Annotated in this window: 14 protein-coding genes and 1 pseudogene; 8 read left to right on the forward strand and 7 right to left on the reverse strand. The window is 68.3% G+C overall.

From position 1 onward, the window contains the following. The first annotated feature begins 118 nt into the window (after positions 1-118). Positions 119-757, forward strand: coding sequence for a PadR family transcriptional regulator (locus ACSVDM_RS07315; RefSeq protein WP_067642600.1), 639 nt, complete (start codon positions 119-121; stop codon positions 755-757). Positions 758-827: 70 nt separating this feature from the next. Beyond that, the gene (locus ACSVDM_RS07320; RefSeq protein ID WP_439263709.1) at positions 828-1,223 is read left to right on the forward strand and encodes a RidA family protein; all 396 of its coding nucleotides are present in this window, start codon (positions 828-830) and stop codon (positions 1,221-1,223) included. Between the two features lie 3 nt (positions 1,224-1,226). On the opposite strand, the gene ACSVDM_RS07325 is transcribed toward ACSVDM_RS07320, so the two are convergent. Both ACSVDM_RS07325 and ACSVDM_RS07330 read right to left on the reverse strand, forming a co-directional pair. Beyond that, positions 1,227-1,694 (reverse strand): hypothetical protein, encoded by a 468-nt coding sequence (locus ACSVDM_RS07325; protein WP_439263710.1) that lies wholly within the window; start codon positions 1,692-1,694, stop codon positions 1,227-1,229. Then, the gene (locus tag ACSVDM_RS07330) at positions 1,691-2,080 is read right to left on the reverse strand and encodes a hypothetical protein (RefSeq protein ID WP_439263711.1); all 390 of its coding nucleotides are present in this window, start codon (positions 2,078-2,080) and stop codon (positions 1,691-1,693) included. Before ACSVDM_RS07330 ends, ACSVDM_RS07325 begins: the two co-directional genes overlap by 4 nt. Before the next feature lie 223 nt (positions 2,081-2,303). Between ACSVDM_RS07330 and ACSVDM_RS07335 the strand changes: the two genes are divergently transcribed. Further along, positions 2,304-2,576 carry a hypothetical protein gene (locus tag ACSVDM_RS07335; RefSeq protein ID WP_181697801.1) on the forward strand — a complete coding sequence of 91 codons (273 nt, stop codon included), beginning with the start codon at positions 2,304-2,306 and terminating at the stop codon, positions 2,574-2,576. Here the strand turns inward: ACSVDM_RS07335 and ACSVDM_RS07340 are convergent. The 4 genes from ACSVDM_RS07340 to ACSVDM_RS07355 form a co-directional block, all read right to left on the reverse strand. Beyond that, positions 2,573-4,573 (reverse strand): hypothetical protein, encoded by a 2,001-nt coding sequence (locus ACSVDM_RS07340; RefSeq protein WP_439263712.1) that lies wholly within the window; start codon positions 4,571-4,573, stop codon positions 2,573-2,575. The two genes, ACSVDM_RS07335 and ACSVDM_RS07340, sit on opposite strands and share 4 nt — an antisense overlap. A 12-nt stretch (positions 4,574-4,585) precedes the next feature. Next, positions 4,586-5,626, reverse strand: coding sequence for an ATP-grasp domain-containing protein (locus tag ACSVDM_RS07345; RefSeq protein WP_225280910.1), 1,041 nt, complete (start codon positions 5,624-5,626; stop codon positions 4,586-4,588). A gap of 331 nt (positions 5,627-5,957) precedes the next feature. Then, entirely contained in the window at positions 5,958-11,414 is a 5,457-nt protein-coding gene (locus ACSVDM_RS07350; RefSeq protein ID WP_439263713.1) for a carboxyl transferase domain-containing protein, read from the reverse strand. Positions 11,415-11,705: 291 nt separating this feature from the next. Continuing rightward, the gene (locus ACSVDM_RS07355; RefSeq protein ID WP_439263714.1) at positions 11,706-12,734 is read right to left on the reverse strand and encodes an Acg family FMN-binding oxidoreductase; all 1,029 of its coding nucleotides are present in this window, start codon (positions 12,732-12,734) and stop codon (positions 11,706-11,708) included. A gap of 184 nt (positions 12,735-12,918) precedes the next feature. Here ACSVDM_RS07355 and ACSVDM_RS07360 point away from each other — a divergent pair. Together ACSVDM_RS07360 and ACSVDM_RS07365 are read left to right on the forward strand one after the other, a co-directional pair. Continuing rightward, positions 12,919-13,578: pseudogene (locus ACSVDM_RS07360) on the forward strand (SulP family inorganic anion transporter); the annotation flags it as partial. Position 13,579: 1 nt separating this feature from the next. Beyond that, positions 13,580-13,948, forward strand: a complete 369-nt coding sequence (locus ACSVDM_RS07365; protein WP_439263715.1) for a MerR family transcriptional regulator — start codon at positions 13,580-13,582, stop codon at positions 13,946-13,948. On the opposite strand, the gene ACSVDM_RS07370 is transcribed toward ACSVDM_RS07365, so the two are convergent. Further along, positions 13,949-14,980, reverse strand: coding sequence for a hypothetical protein (locus tag ACSVDM_RS07370; RefSeq protein ID WP_439263716.1), 1,032 nt, complete (start codon positions 14,978-14,980; stop codon positions 13,949-13,951). Positions 14,981-15,150: 170 nt separating this feature from the next. On the opposite strand from ACSVDM_RS07370, the gene ACSVDM_RS07375 reads away from it, so the two are divergent. The 3 genes from ACSVDM_RS07375 (at position 15,151) to nhaA (ending at position 19,308) form a co-directional block, all read left to right on the forward strand. Further along, positions 15,151-17,223, forward strand: coding sequence for an acyltransferase family protein (locus ACSVDM_RS07375; RefSeq protein ID WP_439263717.1), 2,073 nt, complete (start codon positions 15,151-15,153; stop codon positions 17,221-17,223). 56 nt (positions 17,224-17,279) lie between these two features. Further along, complete coding sequence (locus tag ACSVDM_RS07380) at positions 17,280-17,861, forward strand: TerD family protein (protein WP_067496979.1); 582 nt, start codon at positions 17,280-17,282, stop codon at positions 17,859-17,861. A gap of 157 nt (positions 17,862-18,018) precedes the next feature. Next, a complete protein-coding gene (nhaA, locus tag ACSVDM_RS07385) occupies positions 18,019-19,308 on the forward strand; it encodes a Na+/H+ antiporter NhaA (protein WP_439263763.1) in 1,290 nt (429 codons plus the stop codon). The last annotated feature ends 8 nt before the right edge of the window (positions 19,309-19,316 follow it).

Genomic DNA, 19,316 nt, shown 5'->3' on the forward strand with positions numbered 1-19,316 from the left:
GACTAGAACGGCCAACGTACGCGCGTGTGCTCCATTAGTCAAACTTGATTACTGGCCCGAGTAGTCAAACTTGATCCGCTGCTACCTTTGGTTGCCATCACACGGAAGGGAGACGGCCATGTCAGCGATCCGGCTGCTGGTTCTCGGCGCGGTCCGTCAGCACGGGCGCGCACACGGCTACCAGGTGCGCAACGACCTGGAGTTCTGGGGCGCCCACGAATGGTCCAACGCCAAACCCGGGTCGATCTACCACGCGCTCAAGCAGTCGGCCAAGCAGGGACTCCTGCTCGCCCACGAAGTCGCGCCGAGCACCGTCGGCGGACCTCCGCGCGTCGAGTACGAGCTGACCGAGGCGGGCACCGAGGAGTACTTCACCCTGCTGCGCGAGGCCCTCACCTCCTACGACCAGAAGGTGGACATGCTCTCGGCGGGCATCGGGTTCATGGTCGACCTCCCCCGTGACGAGGTGGTGACCCTGCTGGAACAGCGCATCGGCAAGCTCGAGCAGTGGCGCACCTCGGTCACCGAGTACTACACCCCGGAGCAGGGACCGGGGCAGCTCGGGCACATCGGCGAGATCATGCACATGTGGGTCGACTCGGCCGACAGCGAAGCGAGGTGGACGCGCGGCCTCATCGAGCGCATCGCCGACGGCGCGTACGTGTTCGCCGGTGAGGGCGAGCCCTTCGTGGGCGTTCTCGCCGACGACGAGCCCAACCCGTTCGGTACCGGACCACACCCCTCGGACGCGCGCTAGCGGTTGTCACACTCTCCGGCGGTGCGTCGTCTCCCCTGTGCCGACCATTCGCGCACCCAGGAGAGACGCCATGCCTTTGGATATCAGCAACCCCGCCGAGCTGCACGATCCCACCGGATTCGGCTACAGCCATGTCGCGAAGGTGAGCGGTGAGCTCGTGCTGATCGCGGGTCAGTACGACTCGGACGCACAGGGCCACACCACCACCGACGACTTCGCCGGACAGGTCGAGCGGGCCTTCGCCAACCTCGGAACCGCGCTGCGCTCAGCGGGTCTCGACTACGGCGACGTCGCTCAGCTGCGCACGTTCATCGTCGAGCACGACCTCGACAAGCTGACCGTGCTCGGCGAGAAGATCGCGCAGATCTGGGGTGAGCGACCGCCCACCCAGACGCTGCTCGGCGTCGCCGCGCTCGCCCTGCCCGGAATGCTGTTCGAGGTGGACGCGCTCGCGGTGCGCGGCTGAGGGTCAGCGGGCGGCGACCGGAACGGTCCAGCTGGTCCGGTCGACGACGCGCAGGGAATGGTCGAGCTCGAAGACCTGGACGAGGGTTTCGGCGAGACCGAGATCGTCGTCGGCCAGGCCGTACAGGGACAGAAGGAAACACGGCTGCCCCGCGACCGGCTCGACCACGACGGGACAGCCCGAGAGCAGCATGAGGACGGTGGCCAGGTCCTCGGCCTGGTCACCGCAACCGCAACCGGCCGCGGCCGCCTCGACCAGGTCGCCCGGACACCGGACGGCATCGTCGAGGGTGATGCCGTCCCAGTGGTTTCGTGGACCGAACACGGCACGATCGCTGTGGCTGGTCCAGTGCTGCCTGGCCCGAGCGAGAAGCTGGGCGAGCCGTGTCCCGCACCGGTCGTGGTCGAGAACCTCGACGAACAACCGGCACCGGTGGCACTCTGCGACGCCGACCCGCGCGGCCGCCGTCATGGCGCACCTCGCACGGCGACACCGGTCATTCCCAGCCGGGGACGCAGGCCGGTGGGCATCGGGATTCGCACGGTCGACGTCTCGGGCGCCAGACGCGGGGTGCGACGACTCCACGCCGTGGCGAGCAGCCACACTCCGGTGACCAGGGTCGCGGCCACCGCCAGGACCGCCACGACCACCGAGGCTGTGACGGCGGTGCCGACCTGCGGCCCACCGGCCCGATACACCAGGACGGCCGCGACGACCGGTCCTGCCATGGCGCCACCCGCGGCGAGCAACACCATCGCCCCGGTGACCAGTTCCGTCACCCGCAACGGCCGCCGCGCACGCACCCGAACCGCGCGATGGCTTCCCCTCAGCGAATCCTTCTCTGCCCCGACCACCATGTCGACAACCCCATTTCATCCTGAGCATCAGCGCATTCGAACAGGGAATTGCACGATATAACGCCGAGTAACTTCCGGACGAAAATGAAATAGAACAGATGCCGAGGCCGTCACCAGCAACCGGTCAGCGACGCACCGGTGCCGACGAGGAGCGCGCGCTCATGCACGTCGTCACCGCCGACAACGCGGTGCCCGCCGACGCCCCTCCCGCTACGCTCGGGGAATGCCAGGACCCCAGGTGCCGCCGCCGCGCAACGGTGCGGGACTGCTCTCGCTGGTACTCGGCATCTTCGCGTGCGGATTCTCCGTGATCCCGTTCGCGAGTGAGTTTCTCGCGGTGCCCGCCGCCGTGATCGCGGTCGGCGCGGCGTTCGTCGGGTGGGACCGGATCGAACGCGGGATCGCGACCAATCGCGCCGACACCATCGCCGGCGGTATTCTCGGCGCGCTCGCGCTCGGCGTGGCCACGCTGGTCTACCTCGCGACGCACAGTTAATCCTGTTCGGCCACAACGTCTTCCGGTGGTAGCCGGTCGGCGCCCCAACTGCGCCGGATGTAGCCGGTGACCCGATCCAATTCCGCGCGGTCCACGGCTGCCGATTCCCCGGGCTCGAGCGGGTCGAAATGGAAGATGTAGAGCCGTGAGGCGAACTGCTCGAAGGGCAGTGACGCTTCGCCGAAGCGTTCGCCGTGGCCCGCGGTACCGACGACTACTCCGTCACCCCAGTCCTGGCCGCTGTCGTTGTTGGGGTTGTAGAAGTAGACGCGCATCTTGCCCTGCGGGTCGAGGCTCACGCGCAGGATGGTGATCGCGTGCCAGCCGACGAAGCGGGCGGCGCTGTCGGTGACCGCGATACCGGCGGGCTGCGGGTGGATCACGGGCTGATTGCCGTTGTAGAAGGGGTGATAGCTCGCGTAGAAGTGGCGCTGGAAATCGTCGAGGTCGACGAGATTTCCGGTGGCGACATCGACATTGATGCGGAAACCCCGTCCGGACCACCATCCGTGGAATTCGGGATTGATCCAGCGATGCGGGTCGCCCTCACGACCGGCGCACCGGCGGCCCATCTCGGCGTAGATGCGGTCCAGATGGGGCACGACCAGCAGTGATACCGGGTCGAGGTCGTGGTGCAGCAGGGCGTTCGCCTCGTCGCCGTGCTCGCGTGAGGACAGCGGCTGACCTTCGAAGTGCATGACGATCTCGTCGTCACGCGCGGCCCACACCACCGATTGCAGCAGGTAGTCGGGATCGTTGTAAGCCCACATCGACAGGGCCCGCGCCGACTGGCAGGTGGGGTTGTCGCCCTGGCCGATGCCGAGCGGCTGACCGAGCACCGACAGCACCCCGGCGAGCAACCGCGCGCGCGGGTCGGGCACGACGCCGAACACCTGCGTCAACCGCTGCTGCGAATGCGGTGACAGGCGCAGCGACAGTTGCCGCCACAGCGCGGGCGCCACCGGCGGCTGATAGAGGATGCCGCGTTCGAGCAGCAACGCCAAACCGTAGACACACTGCGCTGTTTCGACGAACACGGCTTGCTCGATCAGGGTGCGGACGAGTTCGTGGTAGCAGAGCAGGCTGTCGCGACCGGTGCTCGACAAGCCCATCGCCTCGCCGAGCAGATATTCACCCTTGCCGAGCAGAAAGCGCAGCAGCACAGCGTGATACGGCGATACCAGGCCGGTGTCGTGCATGGAACGCGCGAAACCCGTCGCCTCGTACTGCAGGGCGCTGTCGTCCATGGATTCGAGGCGGGCGCGGTAGATCTCGACGCCGGGGTCCTCCCGGCACCCCTCGGTGGTGCCGTAGAGGCTGCTGATGAGCCGGTCGGCGCCGAGTCCACTTGCGCCGAGATCGACATCGGGATTGGCTCTGGCCACCGCGATCTGGGTGATCATCCGCTTCACCGCGTCCACCTGGATGGGCCGCTGTCGCAGAATGCGCCAGATCTCGTCCACGAGATTCTCGAGCACCTTCTCGTACCCGACCTCGGCCACCAGGTAGTGCAGCAGTTCGCGCGACACCTGGGCCATCCGCCCCTGCTGCTCCCGCTCGGCCTCGGTGGGCGGCGAGAACAGCAGCGACAGATTCACCGCGAGCACCTGCGACAGATGCTCACCGGCCGCCGCGGCCGAGATCAGCGGATGCTCGTAATCACCCTTGGCCACGGCGAGCAACCGCAGATCGCTCACCGCCTCCACCACAACGGTGTCGGCATTGGCACTGCGCAGCGAACCGGTGCTCAGCGCCGGAATGAGAATCTGCGGCTGCGCCCAATCGGTGCCGAGGAACAGGCCCGCCGCCTCGAGTTGCTGCGCTCGTTCGCGCACCGCCGCACACCCGCCCGGCACCAGCAGTACCCGGCGCAGCGCGTCGAGCACTCTGGGCAGCTTCACCTGCTTGCCGAATTCGCCGGTGTCGTGCAGGGCCCCGGTGGCGTGGTCGAGGGTGGCGAGACGCTTGTCGAGCGTCGCCTGGTCGCTTGGACTCAATCGCCGATCCGATCAGATGTAGAAGTCGAGCTCTTCTTGTCGCTTCAGCAGATCCCGCAGAGTGTACGGGTCGTCGCCGAAGAAATAGAGCAGGCCCCAATGGTTGCCGAAAGCCGTTCGCTTGGTGACTTTCTCGGCCAGCGGCTCGGTGAGCTCGTGGGACTCGAAATAGTCGTGATCCTCGGTCTCCGGTGGAATCGACAGCTGGCTGACCACCCGCCTGCGCGGGTACACCCCGAAGCATCCGGCGTGCCCGGTGGCGTCGACGACTTCCTTCGGGAAGAAGGCGTCGATCTCCTCGTCGGTGGTCTTCGGGTCGAAGGCCAGCACCAGCGCGTGATAGGCGTTGAAACCGTAGGTGCGTTCGAGCAGTTCGAACACCTTGAAACCCGGTGGCCGATAGGCGACCTCGCCGAAATACATCTCGCCGTCGCTGGTGACGAAGTACTCGGGATGGATGAAGCCGAACTCGATGTCGAAGGTCTTGATGAGCTTTTCGACCTGACGGGTGATCTCCGGCCGATACTTCTCCAGTTCAGGAGTGGCCGGAACGAACACCGAATAGCCAAGGGTGACGTATTCGGAGATGTTGAGAAAGCAGATGCGACCCTTGTGTACCCAGGCCTCCACCGCGAACTCCCAGCCGTCGAGATGCGATTCCATCAGCATCGGGAACTCGTCGTCGGGGATGGTGTCGATCTCGTCGGGCGTGCGGATCACGCGGTGACCGAGGCAGCCGGCCTTGTCGAAGGCCTTGAGGTGGATCGGGTCGTTGGGGTCACCGTCGAGCTTGAGCAGGGTCTGGTTGACCCGCTTGAGGAAACGGGCCACGTCGTCGCGGTCGTGCGCCTCCTCGAAGATGCCGACCCGGATGCCGCCGAGCTGGGCGCGCCGCTTCATCAGCGACTTGTCGCGCAGCAGCATGGCCTGCCCGAGCAGGCGCGGGTTGTCGAGCAACACGGAATTGATCGCGCCCGCCCATTCGACGGTCTCCTCGAAGATCGGGATGGCGACGTCGACGCCCAGATCCTTCAGCGTTTCCGCGATCTCCATCGAACGATCGTTGAGACGTTCGAAATCCCATGGAATATAGGGAATGTTGTGTTCAGTGCAATAATCTTGCGCCCATGCGGGGGCCACCACGATGTAGCGCCGATCGAAACGATCGACAGCCGCTACGGCGTTCAAACTCCAGCCCAAAAGGGCAATGTAACCTTTGTTCGGATTTCGACTCTGGGATTCGTCAGCGGAAATCGACAAACCTTATCCCTTCTCGATCGACAGCCGACAGGCTGCCAACCGAGAATTACCCAGTTCGGGCGAGCGGAATCATGACGAAGCTGTGACCGGCCGCCCGAGCAGGGCGGCCGGTCCCCGAAATCGCCTAGCCCAGGCGGGTTTCGATCGCTTCGATGATGCGCGGACGCAGGTCGGCGACGCTGACGATCGCGTCGACCGAGCCGACCTCCACCGCGCGCTGGATGTTGTGCACGCGGTCGAATTCGGCGGCCACGTCGCCCAGCTTCTCCGCGCGCACCGACGACCGCAGTTCGTCGAGTTCGGCGGCCAGCGTCGCCCGGTCGGTGCCCGAGGCGTTGGCCACGCGCGCCTCCAGTTCGCCGATGCGGGGATCGGCGGCGGTACGGGCGTTGACCTCGCCGGCGAACACCACGGCGGCGGCGGGTGCGCCACCGAGTACCGAGGCGAACGAGCCTTCCAGGGCGAGCACGGTCATGTTCGGGTTCAGCGCCTTCGAGAAGACGACGAACGCACCGCCGTGGTAGCGCGAGATCACGCAGAACACGATGGGGCCGTCGAAATTGACGATGGCGCGGCCGATTTCGGCACCGTACTCGAGTTGCAGCTTGCGCATCGATTCCGGCGAACCGTCGAAGCCCGACAGGTTCGCCAGCACGACCAACGGACGGTTACCGCTGGCCGCGTTGATGGCGCGGGCGGCCTTCTTCGACGAGCGCGGGAACAGGGTGCCCGCGGTGTAGGTGTCGGGACCGTCGGTCGGCACCAGGCCGCGACGCGGCACATTGCGCGACTCGATACCCAGCAGGCACACCGGGATTCCGCCGAGGTGCGCGTCCTGCACCACGGCGGTCTCGGCGTCGGCCATGCCCGCCCAGCGTTCCAGCACCGGGTGGTCCTGGTCGGCCAGCGCGCGCATCACCGTGCGAATGTCGAAGGGCTTCTTGCGATCCGGGTTCGCGGCCGCCGAGAAGATCTCGCCGACGGTGGCGAAGGTGCTGTCGGCCAGCGTGTGCGGGAAGCTCGAGATGTCCCGGTCGACGGGGTCGGTGCTGGTGGCCCGGCGCGGTGCCGACTCACCGGGGACGACGTAGGTGTGCTCGTAGTGCGACATCAGGACATCGCGCGCCGCACCGAGGTTCGGCGCCCAGTACTGCGCCTGACCGTTGGGGCCCATCACCCGGTCGTAGCCGCCGATGCCGAAGTTGTCCTCGGCCGACACACCACCGGAGAAGTCCAGCGACTGCTTGCCGGTGAGCACCATCGCCGAATCCGGGGTCATCACCAGCACACCCTTGGTGTGCATGAGCATGGTGGCCTCGGCGTTCCAGTACGGCTGGGCGCCGACATTGATGCCGGCGACGACGATGTTGATCTCGCCGCCGTCCTGGGTGAATTCGACGATCCGCTTGAGTGCGGCCGCGACCCAGTCCATGTTCTCGGTGCCCGAGGACATCGAGATCCGCGCGCCCGAGGACAGCGCGTACCACTCGAGCGGAACACGCATCTGCTCGGCCAGATCCAGCGCGGCGATCACCCGGCGGCACTCCGGCTCCGACAGGGCGCCGAGGGACTTGGTCGGGTCACCGAGCAGCAGCACCCGGGTGACGCCCTCGGGGTGACGCGGGGTCGGCGTGGTGACCACACCGGCCACAAGCGCCGCCTTGTTGTGGCCCTTCGGCCGGTCGACGGGGACGAGCGCGTGGTTCTCGTCGAGGTCGTACTCGGTGAATTCGCCGAGCAGCCCGGTCAATTCGTAGGGGTAGACCGTGTTGCGGGCCGCCGCGCGCAGCACCTTCTGGCGGTACTCGTCGAGCGGTTCGACGGCTTCGTCGGTCCGCTCGCCGACCGTCACCTCGGTGCCGCCGGTGGCGTCGAAGGAGATCCGCACAACGATCTTGTTCAGCTCGCCGGTCTGCGGATCGCGCTGACGGGCGATCAGCAGGATCTCCTCGAGACCGACACCCGCCGCCGACGGCAGCACGTGACCACCGATGGTCTCGAGTTCCGCCCGGGTGACATCCATCGGGGGCCAGATGTACATCACGATGCGGTTGGTGTTGAGCCGCTTGGCCGACGGGCGCCGCGACTGGGCCCGGCGGATCGAATCGACACAGGTGGCGATGGCGCTCTCGGCCGTCGGCAGCGCGACCAGCCTGCCGTCCTGCTCACGCAGCGCCGCCAGGTCACGCACCTGGGCGAAGGCGATCAGGCGATCGTCGGAGGGGTTCTCCTTGGCCACGGCACGGAACAGGTACACCTCTTCGTCCGAGGACGACAGGCGGGTGAGGTCGAACTTGCGCAACCGCTCCATCTGCATGCGCTGCGCGATGTAGGGGTGCAGGCCACGGATCAGCCGCTCCTCGGCCATGCCGGTGACCGAGGGACGGAAAGTGAAGTGGTGGTGCATGACCGAGCCGCCGCTGCCCGCGACCGTCGCGGTGATGCGGTGCACCTGGTTCGGCTGCGGGTGCGTGCCGAGCACTTCCTGCAGGGCCACCGCCATGGCGTCGAAGTCCTCGGGCTGGTCCTCCCAGCTGAGGTAGATGTCGGCGTCGATGGATACCGCGCCGCGGGCCAGCTCGGCCAGCCCGTCCAGGGCGGTACCGAGCGCGGCGAAGCTCACCGCGGTCGAGACGAGGCTCGACCCGGCGCGTTCGGCGACGACGAAGGTGGTCGAACCGACCTGCTCGGTGCGAACCCCGGTGATGCCCTTGTTGCCGTAGTAGCGGCGGGTGAGCACCTCGAGCATGGCGGTGTGGTCGGGCTTGCCGCGCTGCAGCCGCTGGCCGAGCAGGCGGACGAGCGGTTCGGTGCTGCGCACCATCTCCGCGATCCGCTCGGTGCGGTCGGAGGCCTGCGGGTTGGCGTCGAGGTAGCTCAGGTGTCTGCGGACATTGGTGTAGACGCGGGCGCGGTTGCGGCGCAGCAGCGGCTGGCCGTACCAGGCGTACACCAGGCCGCGGGCGAGGTCGGCGACCACGGGGAAACGGACCTGGGTGGCGGCGACGAGCCGTTCGAGGGCAAGACCCACCGGCTCGCGCAGCACCTGGTCGGGCATGGGCTCGGTGAGCCATTCGCGCAGCAGGGTGGTGATCACCGCGCCGGTCTCGGCGGGCCGCTGCTGGGCCAGGAAGATCCGGAAGACGGCGGCCTCGAGATCGGGCGTGCGGTCCAGTTCGGTGATGCCGTAGTGGCCGAGCGCGGCCGACAGCTTGGCCTGGTAGGACTCGGGCAGCCCGGCCCGCTCCACGTCGAGGCTCTGCAGGTAGGTGTGGAAGTACTCGCGGGCGCTGTGCACGTGGCTGTGGGCGCCGTCGTCGTCGGCCGGGCGGTTGTGGCTCAGTTCGGCGAGGTCGGCGAAGACCTGCACCAGTTCGAGTTCCTCGCCGAGCGGGCGGATGTTGTCGGCGACGGTTTCCTTGCGGGCGATGACGTAGTCGTCGAGTACGCGACTGTTGTCGTGCGGGTCGACGTCGAAGCCGAGCAGCAGGCTGCGCAGGTCCTGCAGGCCACGCGACATCCGCTCGTGCGGGCTGCGCGGGGTCGGCTCGGCGGGCAGGTCGAGAACGACCGTGCCGGTGGCGGCGGTCTCCTCGGCGTCGTCGTCGGCGAGCGGTTCCAGGCGCAGCAGCGGCGCGCCCGTCTCCACCTGGGTGCCGACCGAGACCGCGCATTCCTTGAGGCGGGCGCGGAACGGCGCGCGCAGCACGGTTTCCATCTTCATCGACTCGAGCACGAGCACCGGCGCACCGGCCTCGACCTCGGCGCCGACTTCCAGCGGGGTGCCGACGACCAGCGCGGGCGCGGGCGAACGGACCACGCCGCCCTCGTCGCGGCTGATCCGGTGGGTGATGCCGTCGACATCGACCACGTGGGTGGGGCCGTGGGTGCCGGTGATCAGGCGGTAACGGGTGCCGTTGACGACGATCTGGCCGGTGTGGCGATCGAAACGGTCGAGGTCCACGTCGGCGGTGCGCAGGTCGGCACCGGCCTCGATGCCGACGCGGAAGCGGTGCGCACCGATGCGGGCCACGCGCACGCGGTAGCTCGCGCCGCGCAGTTTCAGGTCGAGCGGGCGACCGCTCTGGTGCTGCACCTGCGGACGGCCACCCGACGCGGTGGACAGCAGCCGGTGCTGTTCGGCGCGTTCGTCTTCCTCGTAGGCGTCGATCGCGGCGACGGCCAGTGCGACGGTGGAGTGGCGGTGGGTGACCAGGCGGCCCTCGCCGCGCACGCGGTCGATCCAGCCGGTGTCGGCGCTGGCGTCGATCACCTCGGGCTGGTCGAGCAGGTCGAGTACGAAGCTCTTGTTGGTGGCACCGCCCTCGATGACGACGCGGGTCTCGGCCATGGCCCGGCGCAACCGGCCGAGTGCCTCGTCGCGGTCGCGGCCGTAGGCGATGATCTTGGCGATCATCGAGTCGAAGTCGGCGGGGATGGTGTCGCCTTCGCTCACACCGGTGTCGACGCGGATGCCGGGGCCCGCGGGCAGGTCGAGGCGGACGATGCGGCCGGGGGCGGGCGCGAAGTCACGGTCCGGGTCCTCGGCATTGAGGCGGGCCTCGATGGCGTGGCCGCGCTCGGCAGGTGCGGTGCCCTCGAGCTTGATGCCCGAGGCGACCCGAATTTGGGCGTGCACGAGGTCGAAACCGGTGGTGATCTCGGTGATCGGGTGCTCGACCTGGAGTCGGGTGTTGACTTCGAGGAAGGCGAACAGCTGATCGCCGGGGTGGTAGAGGAATTCGACGGTGGCCGCGCCGCAGTAACCGACGGCGATCGCGAGCCGCTCGGCCGAGGCCTTCAGGTCGGCGGTCTGCTCGGCGCTCAGCACCGGCGACGCCGACTCCTCGATGACCTTCTGGTTGCGTCGCTGCACCGAGCAGTCGCGCACACCGAGCGCCCACGCGCTGCCCTGACCGTCGGCGATCACCTGGACCTCGACGTGGCGGGCACCGGTGACCAGGCGCTCGAGGAACACGACACCGCTGCCGAAGGCGCGGGCGGCTTCCTGCTTGGTGCGCTCGTAGGCGTCGACGAGTTCGGCTTCGTTGGTGATGACGCGGATACCGCGCCCACCACCACCGGCCGTGGCCTTCAGCATCAGCGGGTAGCCGATGCGGCCCGCGGCCTCGATGGCGTCATCGATGGTGTCGACCGGGCCGCGGCTCCACGGCGCCACCGGGACGCCGACTTCCTCGGCGATCAGCTTGGCGCCGATCTTGTCGCCCAGCTTGCGCATGGCGTCGGCGCTCGGGCCGATGAAGGTGACACCGATGTGCTCGCACAGCTCGGCGAAGGCGGGGTCCTCGGCGACGAAGCCCCAGCCGACCCAGGCGGCGTCGGCCTTGGTGGCGACCAGTGCCTTCTCGAGCGCCTTGAGGTCGAGGTACGGGCGAGCTGAGGCGGGCCCGAGGTCGTAGGCGATGTCGGCCTCGCGCACGAAGGTCGCGGTGCGGTCGACGTCGGTGTGCAGGGCCACCGTTTCGATCGGTAGTCCTGTCGCCGCCGCCAGATCACGCACGGCATGGATGAGGCGCATAGCGGCCTCTCCCCTATTCACGATGGCGATACGGCTGAACACTCGCCGACTCCTTCCACAATTCTCCAAGGACCTGGCCCGGACGGGTGAGGTTGCGAAACTCGCGATTGCTGGCAGTCTGCCTTCTTCTGCCACGTATGTGTACCGCGAGGCAGGGTTACCCGCACGTATCGTTGTCCGAAGCGGCAGTACGCGTCTGGCGATACAGTCCTATATCGCCGCGTGACAGAGATGATTACGGATGGCGAGCCGATTTCGTTCGAGCCCGAACGCGCGTCAGCGCCGCGCACCCGGATCGGGCGGCGGCGCTGACGGGGACTGCCGGGCGGAGAACTAGGCCATGGCGAACACGGTCTCGTCGTACTCGATGACGTCGTCGACGAGGCGGCGAGGAGTGGATTCCAGGGGTGCGGCGGCGTGGGGCATGACGCCGAGGCGGACCATCACATGCGGGAAGGCGCATTCCTGCAGGACCGTGGTGCGGATCTGGTCGCGCAGGTCGAGCATGCCGAGGGGTTCGGACTGCAGGCTGGTGGCGAGACCGAGCCGGGTGGCTTCGAGCAGGATGGCGCTCGTCGCCTCCCCAGCGCGCAGCTGGGAGAGCCGGGTGTCGCGCGGGGTGCACACCACCAGCCAGTGCGCGGCGTCGGGTTCGTCGGTGTACTCCGACAGCTGCGCGTCGGCGAAGACCCGCACCGGTAGTTCGTCGGGGCGGCGGGGTGCGGGGGCGTTGTGGGCGGGCACTCCCGTGAGCTCACCGTGGCAACCGCTCCACTCGCTCAGTTCCGCGAGGTAGTCACCGTCGACGGCGTGCCGGGCGGCGGCCGAGCGCATGGGTTCGGCCAGCTCGGGCAGCAGCATGTCCGGAACGTGGCGGGCCGCGGCGCCGAACCGTGAGGCACAGCGCGACACCGTCCGCAGGTCGCGCGCCGGGATGGGCAGGTCGGGGAAGCGGCGCCGGTCGGAGCGGCGCACATGGATGGCGGCGGCCAACCGGATGTCGTGGTCGCTCGGCGAGCGCGGGGTGAGTTCGACCCGCGCGAGGTGATCGGGCCGCGCGGGATCGGGCAGCCGTTCGACGACCGCGTGCCAGCCGAGCATCGCGAACGCGACGGTCAGATGGTGCAGCGCGGCACCGCAGCTCACCGTGAGCGCACGGGCGCGGGGATCGGTCGCGGTGACCTGTCGGCCGAAATCGGCGAACAGGTCGACGCGGCCGTGCCCGATGCGCCACCGCCACGGTTGGGTGTTGTGCACCGACGGTGCTCGCACGGCCAACTCCACCGCGTCACGGCACGTCTGTGTACTGGGTCTCTTGCGAAGCAATGTCCGCCCCCGACTTCCTCTTGGCGAATACTCCATCTCGTCGAGCTCGGTAACCGACCCTAGGCGCGCGACCTGGCACTTTCCATGTGATCTGGGCCGTTGACCAGTTCGTGACCTGAGCAGGGATCGGCCAGAACCCCCGTCGATCGCCGAATCCTGCGCCTACTCCCCCATCACGAGGACGGGCGGCAGTGGCGAAGCTCGCACCTGCGGTTATCTCGCCGTGACCGGCGCGGTCGCCCTGGTGATCGCGCCCGTCATGCGGCAGTACGGACTGGACTACCTGATCGCCACGGTCATCCTCGCCGGTGTGCTGCAGATCGTGCTCAGCGTGATCGGGGTCGCGCGGTTGATGCGGTTCATCCCGCGCAGTGTGATGGTCGGGTTCGTCAACGCGCTGGCGATCCTCATCTTCACCGCGCAGATCCCGCACCTGCTCGGGGTGCCGTGGCTGGTGTATCCGATCACCGTCGCCGTCACGGTGGCGACACACAACCTCGCCTACGGCGTGATCGCCGGCGTGCTCACCGCGATGGTCGCCTTCGCCCACCGCGTCGCCCACTTCACCGAGGTCGAGAAGATCGGCGAGGCCGATGTCGACCACGACGGCGACATCGACACCCGGGTCTACAAGGTGCGCGGCGAACTGTTCTTCGCCTCGAGCAACGACCTGGTGTACCAATTCGACTACGTCGACGACCCACGCAATATCGTGATCGACATGTCCGACGCGCACATCTGGGACGCCTCGACGGTCGCCACCTTGGACGCGATCACCACCAAGTACGAGTCCAAGGGCAAGAAGGTCGAGATCGTCGGGCTCGACGCGGCCTCCGAACAGCGCCACGGCAGGCTCTCCGGACACCTGGCAGGGCACTGAGATGCCCGCCCGCGCGCATTTGCAGATCGGTCAGGTCGCCGAGCGAACCGAGTTGTCGGTCAAGACGATCCGGCACTACGACGAGGTCGGTCTGGTGCGGCCCTCGGCACGCAGCGCGGGCGGGTTCCGCCTCTACACCGAGGACGATATCGACCGGCTGCTGGTGATCCGCCGGATGAAGCCGCTCGGCTTCACCCTGGCCGAGATGGGCGAATTGCTGTCCGCCCTCGACGATCTCAGCGACCCGTCGGCCCGCGAACTGCTCGCCGCGTTGCACGCCAAAGCCGAGGACAGCGTCGCGAAACTGCGCCGCCAGCTCGCTTACGCCGAGGAGTTCACCGCCTTGCTCGCCGAGCGACGAGCGCGCTGATCACTTCTGCCAGTAGTTCTTCGGGCCGACGGTGGTGGCCGCCGCGTTGGCGCCCGCCTTGCACCATTCCTCGAGGCTGCTGTTGTCGGACAGGTCGATGTAGATGCCGGTGGCCTGGGTGAAGTAGCGGTGGCTGTAGGCCGACCACTGCACCCGGGTGGCGGACATGATGTCACCGTGGCAGGTATCACTGGCCAGACCCGTTGTGGGACACCAGATTCCCCAGTCCTGCGTCTGGCCGTCGAGGGTGTCGTAGGCGGAGCGGGCGGCGGAGTTCGTGGGGAACACCAGCACGTTCACCGACACCAGGATGTGGTCGTCCTTGTCGATGTAGGAGCCGGTGATATTGGTTGTGCACCCGTTGGACGTGATCGCGGACGACACGTTGTCGGAGTTGCCCGGCTGATCGCACCCGTGTTCGCCGCTGGCGCGCAGGGTGTAGAGCACGCCCTTGGAGTCGGTGAAGCTTTGCGGCAGCAGGGCTTTCACGGTGAGCGGGGTGTCGTCGGTGGACGCGCTGTCGAGGGAGTTCCAGTCGAACGGCTTGGAGGTCGGTGCGGCCGAGGTGGTGGAGTAGGTGGAGGGCACCGTCGAGGACGTGGTGGTCGGCGCGGCGACGACGGGTGAATCGGAATCGGAGTTGCCGCCGATCACCACCGCGACCACGATGAGCACGAGGAACGCGCAGACCACCGCACCGCCGATCAACCACGGCGTCGACGACGACCCCGACCGCGCGTACGGCGGCCGCGGCTGCTGCCACTGCGGCTGCCCCATCATCGGCTGACCCTGCATGGGCTGACCCGGCATCGGCTGCTGCCACGGCTGGCTCACCGGCGGCTGCTGCCACGGCTGACTCTGCTGACCGACCGGCCACTGCGGCTGACTCATCGGGGGCTGCTGCCCGAAACCGGGCGTATCCGCGCGCACCGTCGGCGGGGCGGCATCGGCCTGTTGCCCGTCGGCACGCGGTGTCATCCACCACGAACCCTGATCGTCGGCACCCCCGGCGGGCGGATCTTCGCGTGTCACAGGTCTCTCCCAGCCCCGCGCGGCATCGATTCGGTGATGTCCGCGTCCCTTCCCGAAATTTTGGCGTCTGTTCGGGTGGAAGGCAAACCCGTCGCGCCATCTTCGCTGCGGCGCACGGTTTTCGATGCCTCGATGTGACATCCACGCGGGCGCCGTGATAGTCACATGACATGGCGTGGTCACCCTCGGTTCTCTCGCCGGAGACCTCGGCAGGTTCGGGCTCGACGGCCGAACAACGCAGCGGCACAGTGCAATACCGCTCCGACCTCGACGGTCTGCGTGGCCTCGCGATCGGCCTGGTCGTGGTTTTCCACATCTGGTTCGGCCGGGTGTCGGGTGGCGTAGACGTCTTTTTGGTGCTGTCCGGTTACTTCTTCACCGGGATGCTGCTGCGCCGCGCCGAACACGGTCCACGCGGGTGGGTGTGGCCGGTGGTGCGGCGTACCGCGCGGCGGCTGCTGCCTGCCATGGCGGTGGTGCTGGCCGGGGTTCTGGTGGCCTCGACGCTGCTGCTGCCCTACACCCAGTGGTCGGCGGTCGCGGCGCAGACGCTCGCCTCGCTGCTGTTCGCGCAGAACTGGGAATTGGCGCTCACCTGGGCCGACTACCTGGCCGCCGACCCGTCGGTGAGCCCACTGCAACACCTCTGGTCGATGTCGGTGCAGGGCCAGTTCTATCTGGTCGCGCTGATCCTCGTCGCGGTGTGCGCACGGTTGCGCCAGGCGCGAGCCGTTGTCGGAGTGATCGTGATCGCCGCTGCCGCCGCATCATTCGTGTACGCGACCAGGGGCACCGCGACCCATCAGGGCTGGAACTACTACGACACCTTCGCGCGCGGCTGGGAACTGCTGATCGGCGCGGCACTCGCTGTCGCCGCACCGTACCTGGTGCTGCCACGCTGGTGCCGGGCGCCGCTGGCCGCCCTCGGCATCGCGGGAGTCGTGCTGTGCGGCTGGCTGATCGGCGACGCCGCCAACCGCTTCCCCGGCCCGGCCGCCCTGCTTCCGGTGCTCGCCGCCGCGGCGGTGATCGTGTCGGTCGCGAACGTGCCACGCCACGAATGGGACGGCCCCAACCGGCTGCTCGCGCACCGGCACATGCGGTTGCTCGGCGAACTCGCCTACCCGCTGTACCTGTGGCACTGGCCGATTCTCATCTTCTTCCTCACCGAACGCGACAGCACCGACGTCGACCTGCTCGGTGGCACCGGCGTGATCGCGGTGTCGCTGGCACTGGCCTGGCTCACCAACCAGCTGATCGAGAAGCCACTGCGCGCCAAGACGCGCCGGCCCGGCAGGCGCCTGGTCACCGCGGGCGTCGCCGCACTGCTCGCGGCCGTGGTGGCGACCGCGTCGGCCTGGGAGTTCGCCGTCGTGCGGGCGGCGCCACCGGCCGCGACCACCGACGTCGAGGCAACCAGGTACCCCGGTGCGCGAGCACTCACCGCGAACACTCCCGTCGCGCCCGAACCGTTGCGGCCCAATCTCTTCGAGGCCCGCAACGACCAGCCACCACCGACGCTCGACGGCTGCATCGCCGACTGGAACACCCGCTCCGTCGTCACCTGCACCTACGGCGACCCCGACGCCGAACGCACCATTGCCATGGCGGGCAGCTCCCACGTCGAACACTGGTTGCCCGCACTGCAGGTACTGGCCGAGGAGCATTCCTTCCGCATCCAGGTGTATCTGAAGATGGGGTGCCCGCTCACCCTCGCCGAAGACGCCACCTACAACGGCGAACCCATCCCCGACTGCCGGGACTGGTCACGCGAGGTGATCGACCGGCTCGGCACCGACCGCCCCGACTGGGTGTTCACCGTCGGCACCCGGCCCCGCGACGCGGGCGGCGACGAGACCCCGCGGGAATTCCTCGATGTGTGGACGGCCCTGTCCGAGCGCGGCCTGGCGGTGCTCACCCTGCGCGACACACCGTGGCTGCGCCGCGACGGCGTGCGCTACCGCGCCACCGACTGCCTTGCCTCGGGCGGCGACCGAATCAGCTGCGGCATGCGCCGCAGCGACGCACTCGACCCGATCGACCCGCAGCGCGAAGCGGCCGCACCCTTCCCGCACGTCTTCCCCGTCGACCTCACCGACGCCGTGTGCGGCCCGACCGTCTGCGCCGTCGCCGAGGGCAATGTGCTGATATACCACGACGAGCACCACCTCACCGCCACCTACTCGCGCACCCTCGCCGACGCGCTCGGCCGCGCCATCGGCCCCGTGCTCGGATGGTGGTGAGGCAGCGAAATCGCTTGGGCATGCGGCCAACTCGGGAAGTCCGTAGCCTCGGAGCTGTGATTACTCTGAAGAAGGAAGACGGCGCGGCCGATCTCGCCGGTATCACCAAGATGAGCGTGGGGGTGAGCTGGGACCCGTCGGCCGGTTCCAGCGGTGGACTGCTCGGCATCGCGCGCCGCAAGCGCGGCGTCGACCTCGACCTCGTCGCCGTCCTGATGCAGGGTGGCGAGCCGGTGCGTTTCGCCGGTCTCGATTCGCTCGACCCGCTCGGCAACGGCGCGGTGCTGCACACCGGTGACGAGCAGACCGGCGCGGCCGCGGGCGACGACGAGACCGTGCACGTCACCTTCGCGAATGTGCCGACCGCGATCGACGCCATCGTGTTCGTCGCGGCCGCGTTCAAGAAGGGTTCCTCGTTCGACAAGGCCAACAACGTCTCGTTCAAGATCTACGACGCCACCGGCGCCGACAGCCAGCCGGTGGCCGATATCTGGCCGTCGCTGCTCGGCGCCGAGAACGCCAACGCCATCGCGCGGGCCTTCCGCAACGGCCCGGTATGGCAGCTCGAGGTGCTCGATCGCAAGGGCAAGATCAAGCAGGGCGACAAGCAGGCGCTGCTGCGTTTCGCCCTCGGCTAGCGACGCGCACGGTTTGCACGGGGTGTGGTCGGTGCGGCAAAGTTAGGCTCGGTGCGCCGGGAAGTCTGGTCGGCAGCCCGGCTCGAATTCCGTCGAGCGGGGTTCGAGCGAAGACGGGAACCCCTATGTCCGCACCTACCTCTTCCCGGCACGGATGATCCGCGCAGCACGCCGCACCGTTCTCACCCGGGGCAGCTGGCCCGAAGCCCGTCGCGTCAGCGAAGTGCTGCGCCGCGAAACAGTCGGCGGTGTCCTGCTGATCCTCGCGGCGATCGTCGCGCTCGTCTGGGCCAACACGCCATGGGCGGATGCCTATGTGGCACTGCGCGACTACCGCATCGGCCCCGAATCGCTGCACCTGAACCTGACGCTGAGTCAGTGGGCCGCCGACGGGCTGCTCGCCGTCTTCTTCTTCGTCGTCGGCCTCGAACTCAAACGCGAGTTCGTGGCGGGCGACCTGCGGGATCCGCGCCGCGCCGCGCTGCCGGTGGTGGCGGCCGTCGGCGGGATGGCCGTGCCCGCGCTCATCTACTTCACGATCAACCGGGGCGGCGCGGTCGACGGCTGGGCGATCCCCACCGCCACCGACATCGCGTTCGCGCTCGCCGTGCTCGCGGTGATCAACACCCACCTGCCCACCGCGCTGCGCACCTTCCTGCTCACCCTCGCCGTGGTCGACGACCTGCTCGCCGTCACCGTGATCGCCGTCTTCTACACCAGCGAACTGCACCTGCCCTACCTGGCGCTGGCCCTGATCCCGATCGCCCTGTTCGCCCTCGCCGTGCAGCGCCGGATCAGTTCGCCGTTCCTGCTGGTGCCGCTGGCCCTGGTCACGTGGTGGCTGGTGCACTCCTCCGGCGTGCACGCCACGGTGGCGGGCGTGCTGCTCGGTTTCACCGTTCCGGTACTGGCCGGGCGCGGCGAGACCGACACCGAACACGGCCTGGCCGAACGGTTCGAACACACCATCCGCCCGCTCTCGGCCGGGGTGGCGGTGCCGGTGTTCGCGTTCTTCGCGGCCGGTGTCACCATCGGCGGTCTCAGCGGGTTCACCGATTCCCTCGCCGACCGGGTGACGCTCGGCATCATCGCGGGCCTGGTCGTCGGCAAGCTCGTCGGCATCACCGCGACCACCTACCTCACCGCCAAACTCACCCGCGCCGAACTCGACGCCGACCTGGCCTGGGTGGACGTCGCGGGTGTCGCGCTGCTCGGCGGCATCGGTTTCACGGTGTCGCTGCTGGTCGGCGAACTGGCCTTCGCGGGCGACCACACCCGCGCCGACCACGTCCGCATCGGCGTGCTGTGCGGCACGCTGGCCGCGGCCCTGCTGGCGACCATCGTGCTGCGCGCCCGCAACCGCGTCTACCGCCGCCTCGACGAGGCCGAACACGTCGACGCCGACGGCGACGGCATCCCGGACGTCTATCAGCAGACCCCACCCTGATCCAGGAG

The sequence above is a fragment of the Nocardia sp. JW2 genome, from assembly GCF_051843015.1.
GTDB lineage: Bacteria > Actinomycetota > Actinomycetes > Mycobacteriales > Mycobacteriaceae > Nocardia > Nocardia coubleae.